13 protein-coding genes are annotated in these 11,951 nt (G+C 57.7%); 8 read left to right on the top strand and 5 right to left on the bottom strand.

What is annotated here, in order from left to right; genetic code table 11:
* Positions 1-46 precede the first annotated feature (46 nt).
* Positions 47-640, top strand: coding sequence for a ribosome hibernation-promoting factor, HPF/YfiA family (hpf, locus tag HY36_RS14435; protein WP_035554304.1), 594 nt, complete (start codon positions 47-49; stop codon positions 638-640).
* A 23-nt stretch (positions 641-663) separates the two neighbouring features.
* Complete coding sequence (locus tag HY36_RS14430) at positions 664-1,134, top strand: PTS sugar transporter subunit IIA (RefSeq protein WP_035554302.1); 471 nt, start codon at positions 664-666, stop codon at positions 1,132-1,134.
* Between the two features lie 80 nt (positions 1,135-1,214).
* On the opposite strand, the gene HY36_RS14425 is transcribed toward HY36_RS14430, so the two are convergent.
* Entirely contained in the window at positions 1,215-3,410 is a 2,196-nt protein-coding gene (locus HY36_RS14425) for a M3 family metallopeptidase (protein WP_035554301.1), read from the bottom strand.
* Positions 3,411-3,476: 66 nt separating this feature from the next.
* A complete protein-coding gene (locus HY36_RS14420; protein WP_035554299.1) occupies positions 3,477-4,415 on the bottom strand; it encodes an NAD(P)H-dependent flavin oxidoreductase in 939 nt (312 codons plus the stop codon).
* Between the two features lie 96 nt (positions 4,416-4,511).
* Here HY36_RS14420 and HY36_RS14415 point away from each other — a divergent pair, with 96 nt between their 5' ends.
* From HY36_RS14415 to rpoN, 6 genes are all read left to right on the top strand, one after another.
* Positions 4,512-4,970, top strand: coding sequence for a YaiI/YqxD family protein (locus HY36_RS14415; RefSeq protein ID WP_035554297.1), 459 nt, complete (start codon positions 4,512-4,514; stop codon positions 4,968-4,970).
* A 55-nt stretch (positions 4,971-5,025) separates the two neighbouring features.
* A complete protein-coding gene (locus tag HY36_RS14410; RefSeq protein WP_035554295.1) occupies positions 5,026-5,640 on the top strand; it encodes a ribonuclease D in 615 nt (204 codons plus the stop codon).
* An 88-nt stretch (positions 5,641-5,728) separates the two neighbouring features.
* Complete coding sequence (locus tag HY36_RS14405) at positions 5,729-6,412, top strand: hypothetical protein (RefSeq protein ID WP_035554291.1); 684 nt, start codon at positions 5,729-5,731, stop codon at positions 6,410-6,412.
* Positions 6,396-6,920 (top strand): LptA/OstA family protein, encoded by a 525-nt coding sequence (locus HY36_RS14400; protein WP_035554285.1) that lies wholly within the window; start codon positions 6,396-6,398, stop codon positions 6,918-6,920. The genes HY36_RS14405 and HY36_RS14400 overlap by 17 nt, the downstream gene beginning before the upstream one ends.
* A gap of 98 nt (positions 6,921-7,018) precedes the next feature.
* Positions 7,019-7,753, top strand: a complete 735-nt coding sequence (gene lptB / locus HY36_RS14395) for an LPS export ABC transporter ATP-binding protein (RefSeq protein WP_035554283.1) — start codon at positions 7,019-7,021, stop codon at positions 7,751-7,753.
* 20 nt (positions 7,754-7,773) lie between these two features.
* Positions 7,774-9,264, top strand: coding sequence for an RNA polymerase factor sigma-54 (rpoN, locus tag HY36_RS14390; protein ID WP_081806212.1), 1,491 nt, complete (start codon positions 7,774-7,776; stop codon positions 9,262-9,264).
* A 2-nt stretch (positions 9,265-9,266) separates the two neighbouring features.
* On the opposite strand, the gene HY36_RS14385 is transcribed toward rpoN, so the two are convergent.
* The 3 genes from HY36_RS14385 to HY36_RS14375 form a co-directional block, all read right to left on the bottom strand.
* Positions 9,267-10,070, bottom strand: coding sequence for a S1/P1 nuclease (locus HY36_RS14385; RefSeq protein ID WP_035554281.1), 804 nt, complete (start codon positions 10,068-10,070; stop codon positions 9,267-9,269).
* A gap of 88 nt (positions 10,071-10,158) precedes the next feature.
* Positions 10,159-10,995 carry a ribokinase gene (locus HY36_RS14380; protein WP_035554280.1) on the bottom strand — a complete coding sequence of 279 codons (837 nt, stop codon included), beginning with the start codon at positions 10,993-10,995 and terminating at the stop codon, positions 10,159-10,161.
* Positions 10,992-11,915, bottom strand: coding sequence for a nucleoside hydrolase (locus HY36_RS14375; protein ID WP_035554278.1), 924 nt, complete (start codon positions 11,913-11,915; stop codon positions 10,992-10,994). Before HY36_RS14375 ends, HY36_RS14380 begins: the two co-directional genes overlap by 4 nt.
* Positions 11,916-11,951: the final 36 nt, after the last annotated feature.

Here is an 11,951-nt window from a genome sequence, read left to right as displayed (position 1 = left end):
AATTCTGCGCCATACTTGAATCCTGAAAAAACAAAGGAGACCGCCCGTGCAGATACAGATTACTGGCAAGCATATGGATCTCGGAGAAGCTCTGCGGAGCCGAATAGAAGACGGACTTGAGGCGGCAGTCAGTAAATATTTCAACCGAAGTGGTGACGCGCGCGTATTCGTATCGCAGCAGGGCCCATTTGTTGAAGTGGACTGCAATGTGCACCTACCATCCGGAATCATCCTTCAATCAACGGGCAAGGCTGAAGACCCCTACGCGGCTCTGGAAAACAGCCTCGACAAGATGGAAAAGCGGGTTCGCCGCTACAAACGTCGCCTGAAAGACCACCATTCTGGAAATTCAGCCCCCATGCCGAGCGAATTGGTCCCGGAATCCGTATTCCGTGCAAATGGCCAGGATGCGCATGAAGAAGAACTCGCAGAAGAGGCAGATGACACGCCCCTGACCGTCGCAGAGACGTCGCACACAATTCGGACAATGAGCGTATCTGAGGCCGTTATGCAGCTCGAACTGCAGGAAGTCCCGGCACTCATGTTCAGAAATGCTGGCCATGACGGGCTTAATATGGTCTACCGCCGACCAGACGGTCACATTGGATGGGTGGATCCTGCGAACGTCCCGAGGAACTAATCCGGAAGACGGAAAGTAACTTCATGGCGACAGATTTGACGTCCCTGCTTGAAAACGGGGTGATTATCCCTTCGCTCGAGGCAAAGAGCCGCAAGCAAGCCATTCACGCTCTCGCTGAAGCGCTGGCGGCTGCGACCGGCCTTGGCCTTCGTGAAATCGAGGATGCCGTGATGGAGCGCGAACGCCTCGGATCGACCGGCGTCGGTGAAGGCGTTGCCATTCCACATGCGCGACTGGATGGCATCGAAGCGCCTATCGGCGGCTATTTACGGCTTGTTCAAGGCGTGGACTTTGAAGCCATTGATGACCGACCGTGCGATCTGGTCTTCATGCTGCTGGCCCCCAAATCGTCTGGCGCTGACCATTTGCGGGCTTTGGCCCAGGTCAGCCGCACCTTCCGTCAGAGCGCCATCCGCGACGCCCTGAGAGAAGCCAAGACCGAAGATGAGGTAAAGGCGATCGTATGCCGTGAAGCGGCCGAACAATCCGCCTGATCTGACCTTTCAGCAAGCAACCAACACGAAAAAGCCCGCCGGAACGTATCCGGCGGGCTTTTCAGTTGAATTGAAGGAGATCAGCCTTCGCTCGGCTGCTCTGCGAACCCGCGCAGCTTGAGCAGCGGCTCAATGGTCGGGTCGGACCCGCGGAAATTGCGATAAAGCTCATCCGCTTCGCGCAAGCCACCCGCCTCATAGACCCACTTCTTCAGGCGAGCCGCCAGTTCCGGATCATAAATGTCGCCCGTCTCACGGAACGCCGTGAAGCCGTCTGCATCCAGGATCTCGGACCAGAGATACGCATAATAGCCGGCAGAATAGCCGCCTGCGAAAATATGGCTGAAATACTGGCTGCGATAACGTGGCTCGATCTCGGGCAGCAGGCCGTATTCTTCCAGGACCTTGCGTTCGAACTCGCGCGCGTCGGTAATTTCGGCCGCCTCTTCCGAGGTCAGCATGTGCCAGCGCAGGTCCAGCAGAGATGCCGCGATAAATTCGGTCGTCTTGAAGCCCTGATTGAAGGTTGCGGCCGCATTCATCTTGTCGATGAGCTCCATCGGGATCGGCTCGCCGGTTTCGTAGTGATTGGCGTATTCGGCAAGCACTTCCGGTGCGCCCGCCCAATGCTCCAGAATCTGGGCCGGGAACTCGGTATAGTCGCGTGGGCCATCCACACCGGAGAAGGTGGAATAGCGGATCTGCGTCAGCAGGCCGTGCAGGCCGTGCCCAAACTCATGGAACAGAGTCTCCACCTCATCAAACCGCATCAATGTCGGCTCACCCTCAGCAGGCGTAATCAGGTTCAAATTATTCGTGATGATCGGACGGACATTGTCGCCATTAATGTTGGATGTGTTGCGATATGAACTCATCCACGCGCCACCACGCTTTGAATCGCGGGCGTACATATCCATCATGAACAGGCCAAGATGCTCGCCGGTGTTCGCATCCTTCACATCATACGCCGTAACAACGGGGTTCCAGCCGTCCACCTCCACCGGCTCAAGCGTGATATCGAAGAGGCGGGAAGCCACATCGAACGCACCTTGACGCACCGCGCCGAGTTCAAAGTATGGCTTGAGCGCATTGTCGTCGAACGCGTACAAATCCTGGCGGACCTTTTCGGCATAGTGCCACCAGTCATGCCCGGCGATCTGAAACTCGTCGCCAACCATTTCCTGCATGGCTGCGCGCTCTTCCTTTGCACGCTCCAGCCCTGGCTCCCAAACTTTCAGCAGGAACTCCTCTGCGCCTTTCGGCGTCTTCGCCATGCGGGGCTCAAGCTGGTAGTGGGCGTGAGACTTATAACCCATAAGTTCGGCACGCTTGGCACGAAGCTGGGCAATCTTGATAGCGAGCGGGCCATTGTCGTACTCGCCTTCAGATGCGCGAAGGCGATAACCATCGAACATCTTTTCGCGCAGTTCACGGTTCTCGCTCTGCGTCATGAAGGTCTCGTAGACTGACCGGTCAACTGTCAGAACCCATTTGTCCTCACCGTCGACTTTGAGCGCACTTTTGAAGTCATCAGACAAGCCGGCAAGCTCGGCCTCATCCGTGATCTCGATCTTGAATGCCTTGGTAGACAGGAGCAGGTTGCGGCCGAACTTGGTCGTCAGGCCGGAGAGTTCTTCATTGATCGCAGCAACCTCAGCTTTCACCTCGGGAGAAAGCGCTGCGCCGTTGCGCACGAACTCACGATGCGTCAGTTCCAGAAGGCGCGCATCCTGCTCATCGAGCCCCAGACGATCACGCTGATCATAGACAGCCTTCACGCGGGTGAAGAGCGCATCATTGAAACTGATCGCATCTGTTTCGCGCGTCAGCATCGGCCAGATTTCAGCTTCAAGCTCGCTCAGCGTGTCGTTCGTGTCTGTGTTTGTGATGTTTGAGAAGACACCCAGAACGCGGTTCAGGGACGCACCAGCCGTATCAAGACCGACAATCGTATTCTCGAAGTCAGGTTCCTCCGGATTGCTGACGATGGCATCAATGTCGGCGCGCAGCTCCAGAATGGCTTTCTTGGTGGCTGGCATATAGTGCGCATCTTCAATCTCTGCGAAAGGCGGCACGCCATAGGGCGTATCCCACTCCTGACGGAACGGATTGCCCTCGAGTTCCGCGTCACTCACGGAGATCTCAGGCAAGTTCGCTTCTTCGGCAGGCGCCTCGGCAGCAGCCTCCGCATTCGCAGCATCGGGCTTCTCGCCACAGGCCGTTACGACAAGAGCAAGCGCTGCGGCGCTGCCTACGAGCAAAGATTTTCTGGTCATTTGGTCCTCTCAGGTGAAGAATTGTCGTTTAGCGATAATTTCGGGCAAAAACCAGATGGCTTGAGACTATTTTGGGAGCCGCGCAACGACGTTATAATATTCCATAATCGTCTCGTCCAGAATTTGAGCGACAGGCTTTGCCCCCGTGATCCGTCCGGCAACCTGTCCAGTCAGGGCGATCCCGGCTTCGAGGTCCCCTCCGAAATAGACTTTCTGCGTGCCCGCAAACTCTCCAAATATATTCTCCACACCCTCATTCAGAATGCGTTCCGTACGCTCCGTACGCAGGGCGCGCAGAGCTGGACCAGGACCAGACCGATTGAGAAAAACCGTATCGGTGGCGTCAGCCGCAAAAATAGCATCCTTCCAGTTCTGATGCACCGGGCTTTCCTCGGAAGACAGAATGCGGGTGCCCATCAACACGCCTTCGGCGCCGAGCGCGAAAGCCGCGGCCATGCTACGACCATCCGTAATACCGCCAGCCGCCACGACGGGCACGCTCACATGCTCGCAAACGAGCGGAATGAGGACCATCGACGCAACATCCTTGGGGTTCTTGAAGCCTCCCCCTTCCCCGCCTTCAACAATCAAGCCGTCCACGCCGGCCTCAATCGCGCGCAACGCCCCCTGCAGCGACGGCACCACGTGGAAAACGGTCAGACCGGCCTCTTTCAGCATGGATGTGTATTTCATGGGGTCGCCCGCAGACGTTGTGACGAACTTAATCCCCTGATCGATGATGAAATCGACAATATTCGGGTCGCGCACAAAGGCTTGCGCGACGTTTACGCCGAATGGCTTGTCGGTCAGGTCTTTCATCTTGAGAATTTCGTCGCGGATCACGTCCAGTTCTCCAGACGAGGTCTCGATAATGCCCATGCCGCCGGCATTCGAAAACGCCGAGGAAAGCGGTGCGCGGGCGATCCAGCCCATTGCAGCCTGAATAATCGGTTTCTCGATACCCAGCATGTCGGTGATGCGGGTTTTTACGGGTGCAGCTGCCATATGACTTCCTCCATTTTGCCGCTACAAGACGCAGGAAACGCGAGGCTCGCAAGACCTTGCCTTGCGTCAGCGATCACACTTCGGAGAGCGAGACTCTTGCAAATTCTTGTCGATGCCGACGCCTGCCCCGTGAAGGAAGAAACCTACAAGGTTGCCCTTCGGCATGAAATGCCGGTCCTGATCGTCGCCAATTCCTATATTCGCATTCCGGAGCACCGCCTGATCAGCCGCAAGATCGTTTCAGACGGATTCGACGCAGCAGACGACTGGATCGCCGAAGCCGCAGGACCCGGCAGCATCGTCATCACGGCAGACATCCTGCTGGCTGACCGGGCTCTGAAAGCCGGTGCACGCGTACTTGCACCCAATGGCAAGGCATTTACCGACGCCTCAATCGGTAGCGCCGTCGCTGTGCGTGCCATTCATGCCGATTTGCGCGCTGGTCTCGGGGATGGCATCCAGAGGGGCCCGGCGCCTTTCTCCAAAGCAGACCGTTCACGCTTCCTGAATGCGCTGGACGCCGCCGTGGTGGCCCTGAAGAAAACACGGGACTGACCCGGCGGGGTCGCGAGACACTTGCCCTTAACGCCTGAAGTGCTACAGCCTCGCCATGAACGGCATTACACTTCACAAGGGCGACCTGCCCGCTGGTCTCGACTTTGGCCCGGTTGTGGCAGTCGACACAGAGGCGATGGGCCTCAACCTGCTTCGCGACAATCTCACACTCGTGCAACTCTCCTCCGGTGACGGCACAGCTCATCTCGTCCAGCTCGACCGGGATTATGACTGCCCGAACCTGAAACAGTTTCTGACCGACCCGAACGTTTTGAAACTGTTCCATTTTGCCCGGTTTGACGTTGCAATGATGAAGCGCTGGATGGGCATTGATTGCGCGCCGATCTGGTGCACCAAGATCGCTTCCAAGCTGGCGCGCACCTACACAGATCGCCACGGCTTGAAAGATGTCGCCCGCGAAATCGCCGGGGCGGACATGTCCAAGGCACAGCAGAGCTCTGACTGGGGCTCAGCCGAGCTGACAGACGCCCAGTTGCAGTACGCCGCGTCTGACGTTCTCTACCTGCACAAGATCAAGGACGGCCTTGAAGCCATGCTGAAGCGCGAGGGGCGGCTGGAGCTGGCGGAAGCCTGCTTTGCCTTCCTGCCAATTCGCGCGACGCTGGACCTGTCTGGTTGGGACGATGTGGACATCTTCGCACACAGCTAACGAAACCGTCATGCCTTCGCCGCTTTTGTTTCCAAGGTTGGGCCGCTAAACGTTTTATCCACTCATTCCAGCAGGCCATTTAGTTTTCATGGACGCCGTCAAGCATCACGACCCGGCATCATTGTGGGCGCCCCGGCGCCAGCTCACGCTTGCCCAGGCGCGGAAACGATCTCAGGGCGTTCTCCTGTTGCGGCTCGGCTTCTCCACGTGTGCAGCTGTCGCGATCGGCCTGTTTCTCGGTTACATTGTGCGCAGCGCGATTGCGAAGGATGCGACGCCCGTTCAGGTTTCCCAAGGCCAAGCCGTTACCATGGTGAACCCGCGCTTTTCCGGCCGTGACTCCGTAGGGCAGAGTTTCCAGATCGTCGCAGACGCAGCAAGGCGTCGCCAAGCGACGGAAATGCTCGTCGATCTGGTCAATCCTGTAATGCATGACGAGACCGGCAGTGAAATCCGCGCACCGTCCGGAATGTATGATCGCGATGCTGGGATTCTCGAACTGTATGAGGACGTTCGCATTCTCGACTCGAACGGCTTCACCTTCATGACTTCAGGGGCGCGCGTCTTCGTAAACGAGGGGCGAATTGAAGGGCTTTCTCCCCTGCAAGGCAGAGGCCCCCTTGGCGATATCAGCTGTGACTCGTATGAAGTTCTGGAAGATGGCAACCGCGTCATCTGTAAAGGCAATGTGAAAACGGTGCTCTATCCGACGACCGAAGAACCGTCGGAACCTGAGACGACTGAAGGTGAGGCCGATGGCTCTGATGAATAAGCTTCTTGTAACGCTGACGGCTCTGATTGCGTTTGCCATGCCGGCTTTCGCGCAGATCTCGTCCGAAGGCGGCCCGATCTATATCAATTCCGAGCGCACAGAGAGCCTGGAACTGGAACGCAAGGTATTGCTGATTGGCAATGTCGATATCCAGCAGGGCGATGCCCGCCTGAGAGCTGACACGGTTACGATGATTTTCGCTGAGCGGCCTGCCGGTGCAACGCAGTCATCAACAGTTGGCGGCGGTTTTGGTCAGGTTCAGACCATGATCGCGGAAGGTAACGTCTTCTACATCACGGCAGACATGAAAGCGAAAGGCGACCGCGGCGTCTATGATGCGGCCAGTGACGTCATCACGATGACCGGTAATGTGGCCCTGATGCGTGAACGTGACGTTGCTGAAGGCGCAGTGCTGCGGGTGGAAATCGGCAACCGGCGCACCACACTGGATGGCGGCGACGGACGCACGCGAATGGTCCTTGAGCCCGACAATCAAACGGCGAACTGAACAAATTTTAGCGCAAGCGTGAAGCCGATCTTAAGTATGTCGGGATAAGCCATCCTCCGGGTTGGCAAACACCAGTAGATTGAGGGAAGTGAACAGAGATGGCGGATCCGGCCGAAGGCCTTGTCGTAAGCAATATTGCCAAGTCTTTTGGCAAGCGACAGGTTGTGCGGGACGTATCTCTAAGCCTTCAACGGGGTGAAATTGTCGGCCTGCTTGGACCCAATGGGGCCGGCAAAACGACCTGCTTTTACATGATTATGGGCCTCATCGGCGCGGATTCCGGATCAATTTCGATTGACGGCGAAGACGTGACCCGCCTGCCCATGTACCAGCGCGCACGCCTCGGCGTGGGCTATCTTCCACAGGAAGCCTCCATTTTCAGGGGCATGACCGTGGAAGAAAACGTCATGGCCGTTGCGGAACTTGTCGAAAAGGACCGCGCGAAACGAATGGCACAAGTCGATAGCCTGCTCAGCGAATTGCATGTGGAACATCTACGTGGCCAGGCGGCGACCTCCCTCTCCGGGGGCGAACGTCGCCGCGTAGAGATCGCCCGTGCACTCGCCTCTCGTCCGAGCTTCATGCTACTGGATGAACCGTTCACCGGTATCGACCCACTCGCCATTTCCGACATTTCCGAACTTGTCCGCTACCTGAAGCAACGCGGCCTCGGGGTCCTGATCACGGACCACCAGGTGCGCGAAACGCTACAAATCGTCGACAAGGCCTATGTTATGTATGAAGGTGAAGTCCTCTTCGACGGTACGCCGCAAGACGTGCTCACGAATGAAGAGGTCAGACGGGTCTATCTGGGTGAACAGTTCGCCGCTTGAGGAAAGGCGCGGGCTTAGGAATGAAACAGTCACTCGACATGCGCCAGGGCCAGTCCCTGGTAATGACGCCGCAACTCCAGCAGGCGATCAAGCTGCTGCAACTTTCCAATCAGGAACTTACCGAGTTCGTTGAAGCCGAGATCGAGCGCAACCCGCTTCTGAACAAGGGTGAGGAGGATTCGTCCGGTGATTCCGAACGCGCGCAGTCGGACAACCGGGAACAATTGTCGCTCGATGAATCTTCTGGTCTCGGTGCTGCGCGAGATCAATTGGATGCGCCGGGCGAGGATGTCTATGAACCCGGCACGGGCTCAGACACTGCGACGCCCGCTGGCTCCAGCGGGCCATCTGCCAAGGCAGACTGGTCTGGCGTTGGTGGCGGCGGCTCCAGCGAAGACTTCGACTATACAGCCAATCTGAGCTCAGACGTTTCCCTGCACGAACATCTTCATACCCAGCTGAATCTCGCGCCCCTGTCGGCGGCAGACCGCCTGATTGCGTCGCGCCTGATCGACGAAACGGACGACACGGGTTACCTGCGCGCAGATATCGAGGAAGTCGCTGTCGCACTTGGTGCCGACACGGCCAATGTCGAAGCTGTGCTGTCGGTCTGCCAGGGCTTTGACCCGACTGGTGTGATGGCCCGCTCCATTCCGGAATGTCTCGGCCTGCAGCTGAAAGAGCTCGGCCGTTACGACCCCGCCATGGAAGCGATGGTTCAAAACCTTCAACTGGTTGCGAAGCACGATCTGAAAGGCCTTGCCGATATCTGTGGTGTCGACAAGGAAGACCTGCTCGACATGATGAGCGAGCTGCGCCAATTGTCACCCAAGCCAGGCTCCAGCTTTGCCAGCGATGCCTCCGTTGCTGTGACACCAGACGTCTTCGTCCGGGAACTGCCGAATGGGATGTTCGCGGTCGAACTGAATTCTGAGAATCTGCCCCGTGTCCTGATGGACAAGGCATATTATGCCGAAGTCACGGCTCTGCCGATGCGCGAGAAGGAGAAGGAATTTATCTCCGAATGCGCCGCGTCCGCCACATGGCTGATCAAGTCTCTGGACCAGCGCGCCCGGACCATTCTGAAAGTGGCCAGCGAAATCGTACGCCAGCAGGACGCCTTCTTTGCACACGGTGTCGCACATTTGCGCCCGCTGAACTTGAAGCAAGTCGCTGATGCCATTGAAATGCATGAATCGACCGTCAGCCGCGTGACCACGAACAAGTACATGTCCACACCGCGCGGTCTGTTTGAATTGAAATACTTTTTCTCAGCAGCAATCCCGGCAACAGGCGGAGGTGAAGCGCACTCCGCTGAGGCTGTCCGTCACCGGATCAAGACCCTGATCGACAATGAAACACCCGACAATGTGCTCTCGGATGATCAGATCGTCGAAATCCTGACGGGCTATGGTGTCGATATTGCCCGCCGGACGGTCGCAAAGTATCGCGAAAGCCTCAACATTCCATCCAGTGTCCAACGCCGCCGCATCCTGCGCGCCAGCGCCTGACCCTAGTTTGTGCCTGATGCGTCAGTCGGCGCAGGATCGAACATCGCATTCAGATAGGCCGCCAAGCGCACTCCGCCTTTGCTCATCTGCTCGTTGAGGATCGGCCGCGCCATATAAGCGTAGTCATAAGACAGGATTTCCGACTCCGGATAAATCGTGTCGCGAATGGCAGCGCTTTCATCGGCCCATTGCGCAGGGGTCGCTTTCCCCCATTCACCGAGATCTGCCGGTGTGATCTTCTGGATCAGCCAATTCGCCCATTCCGAATAAGACAATTCTTCATACTGGATCAGCTTCTCATCCCAGACTTCATGGAGATTGGACATCTCTTCAAAGAAGACGACGTCGACCCAGTTGCCGCCCCGGTCCTTGCCATTTCCAGCATGAAGAGGCTGCTGCAAATCACCGACAAGGTGCACAATGAAGCGCAGCGCAAGTTGACGGTCTTCCAGACTTGCACCCTCATCCATCGCGATCGCCCGGAATTTGGTGAGCGCCGTAATCGCATCCCCAGCCTCTGGCGGGGTCGTCTCTGTATAGCGCATCCCCTCGGGTATCGTCACATAGTGCCAGGGATTAGCTTCAGATCGCCAGAAAGCGTCTGGATTGGAGCGCATGTAATCCGCCCAGTCAGAAGCCTCGGCGAGCCCCTCCGGTCCCAGAATATCCTCCACAGCCTGCGCGGCCGGCTCGCTAAGGTATTCCGTGGCAACTTCACCCACAATCCGATGACCGGTTTTCCCCCACGCCGACGCCGGCAGAGCCAATGCGGCGAGAGAACAAGCGAGCGCGATTGTGCGAAACATGGGAATACCTCCAGATCGGAAACAGGACACCAGAAAGCCCTAGCGCCAAGATACGTCAACCACGTGACGCGCCATGCCTTCTATCTCTTCAGAGATAGGGCTGAAGCTCTGCGCGCTTTGGTAGGCTTGGCTGGGCTCCGGGACGGGTACATGCCACCGCGCCAGCCGCCACCGCAAAAGCAAGCGCGGCTTCGGGAGATTTTCCTTCAATCATTGCAACCGTCAACGCAGCGGTAAACGTATCCCCTGCCCCGACCGTATCGACGACCATCACTTTTGGCGCCGCAACTCGCGCGATTTCCCATCCACCACGCCAGAGAGCCGCGCCATCTCCGCCAAGTGAGATCGCGATATAGGCATCAAGCTTGTGCAAGGCATCGCCGTAGAACGCAGCTTCGGTTTCGTTCACGCTGATCAGGTCAGCCTTCGCGAGTAAAGCGTCCGGCACGTGCATGGCAGGTGCAAGGTTCAGGCTAACAAAGCCTGTCGCCTTTCGAGCTGCTGCGAGCAGAGTTTCCGCGCGAACCTCCAGCACACCCATCATATGCTCGATGGGTATGTGCGCGACATCGTCCGGACGAAGCACATCATTTGCACCGGGGCAAACAACAATCTGGTTTTCGCCATCGCGAGACACCGCAATCAAAGCCACACCTGTCGTCTCACCATTCACGTGCTGAACGCTGGACAGGTCTACTCCGCCTGACTGCAGGAGTTTCAAAGCTTCATCGGCCATATCATCTGCGCCGACTGCGCCGACAAGCTGCACATCCGCGCCGAGGCGGCGCGCGGCCAAAGCCTGGTTTGCGCCTTTCCCGCCGGGATGGCGGGCGAGCTTTGCGCCGGTCACCGTTTCTCCCGGTCGAGGCAGCGCGGAGCCGGTCGCAACGATGTCAAGATTGATCGATCCGACGACGGTTATCATGCACGCTCCATCAAACTGACAAGAAGGTCAAAGAAGCCATCCGCATCCGCGTGGCTGATCCAGGTGTGCGGCCCCGACTCCATCTTCCGAGGCCGTGTCTGACCAAACTGCTCCCCCACTTCGGTCTCGACCGAAACCCTGGCGCGATAGCCACTGAAAAGTTCGGGGGCCAGCATAAAGCCAATTGTAGACGGATCATGCATCGGCGTGCGCTTACCCTTCCACTTCTCTTCCAGAACGTTCGCCGCTTCCAGAAGATGCACCATGATCTTTGGTCGTTCGCCTGGTATGTCCCGCAGGCGATCTACATACCGATCATGCGCGCGCACCTGATGGGTAGCATCCAGAGGAAGCAGTATCGCGGGCACACCGCTGCTCAGTACGATTTCCGCCGCATGCGGATCGGCAAAGACGTTGAACTCCGCGAAGGGCGTGATGTTGCCGCCCTCACTGTCTGCACCGCCCATGATCACCAATTGCCGGATATGGTGCGCGATGTCCGGCGCCATGACCAGCGCTGTCGCCACATTGGTCATCGGCCCGGTGATGATGATCGAAATTTCATTCGGCCCGGCCGCCCGAAGAGTGCTGATCAGGGCGTTGACGGCATGAGACGAACCAAGAGGGGTTTCCGGGTCGAATGGGTCGAGACCCGCTATGCCGCTCTCGCCGTGAAAATCCTCAGCCGTTACCGGCAGTCGCAATATGGGCCTCGGGCATCCGGCAAAGACCGGTACGTCCTCGCGTCCCATAAGATCGCACATCATCCGTGCATTCCGGCTGGTCAGATGCAGCGGAACATTACCAGCGACCGTTGTGATGGCCCGCACATCCAGCGCAGGGCTGGCCAGCGCCATCATCAACATGACGGCATCATCCACGCCGGGATCGCAGTCAATTATCAGGGGAAGAGTGGACATCAGGCTCCGCAACACAGGCTATCGAGTGACAAAACA

Source organism: Hyphomonas atlantica corrig. (assembly GCF_000682715.1).
In the GTDB taxonomy this organism is placed as follows: Bacteria; Pseudomonadota; Alphaproteobacteria; order Caulobacterales; family Hyphomonadaceae; genus Hyphomonas; species Hyphomonas atlantica.
The sequence above is the reverse complement of the archived record's forward strand: the minus strand, read 5'-3'. Positions and strand labels throughout refer to the sequence as shown.

Excerpts from the sequence above, each read along its gene's own strand:
- HY36_RS14420 (WP_035554299.1), bottom strand. The coding sequence starts at position 4,415 with ATGGCAGCTGCACCCGTAAAAACCCGCATCACCGACATGCTGGGTATC.
- HY36_RS14430 (WP_035554302.1), top strand. The coding sequence starts at position 664 with ATGGCGACAGATTTGACGTCCCTGCTTGAAAACGGGGTGATTATCCCT.
- rpoN (WP_081806212.1), top strand. The coding sequence starts at position 7,774 with ATGAAACAGTCACTCGACATGCGCCAGGGCCAGTCCCTGGTAATGACG.
- HY36_RS14425 (WP_035554301.1), bottom strand. The coding sequence starts at position 3,410 with ATGACCAGAAAATCTTTGCTCGTAGGCAGCGCCGCAGCGCTTGCTCTT.
- HY36_RS14405 (WP_035554291.1), top strand. The coding sequence starts at position 5,729 with ATGGACGCCGTCAAGCATCACGACCCGGCATCATTGTGGGCGCCCCGG.
- HY36_RS14375 (WP_035554278.1), bottom strand. The coding sequence starts at position 11,915 with ATGTCCACTCTTCCCCTGATAATTGACTGCGATCCCGGCGTGGATGAT.
- HY36_RS14410 (WP_035554295.1), top strand. The coding sequence starts at position 5,026 with ATGAACGGCATTACACTTCACAAGGGCGACCTGCCCGCTGGTCTCGAC.
- HY36_RS14380 (WP_035554280.1), bottom strand. The coding sequence starts at position 10,995 with ATGATAACCGTCGTCGGATCGATCAATCTTGACATCGTTGCGACCGGC.
- lptB (WP_035554283.1), top strand. The coding sequence starts at position 7,019 with ATGGCGGATCCGGCCGAAGGCCTTGTCGTAAGCAATATTGCCAAGTCT.
- HY36_RS14385 (WP_035554281.1), bottom strand. The coding sequence starts at position 10,070 with ATGTTTCGCACAATCGCGCTCGCTTGTTCTCTCGCCGCATTGGCTCTG.
- HY36_RS14400 (WP_035554285.1), top strand. The coding sequence starts at position 6,396 with ATGGCTCTGATGAATAAGCTTCTTGTAACGCTGACGGCTCTGATTGCG.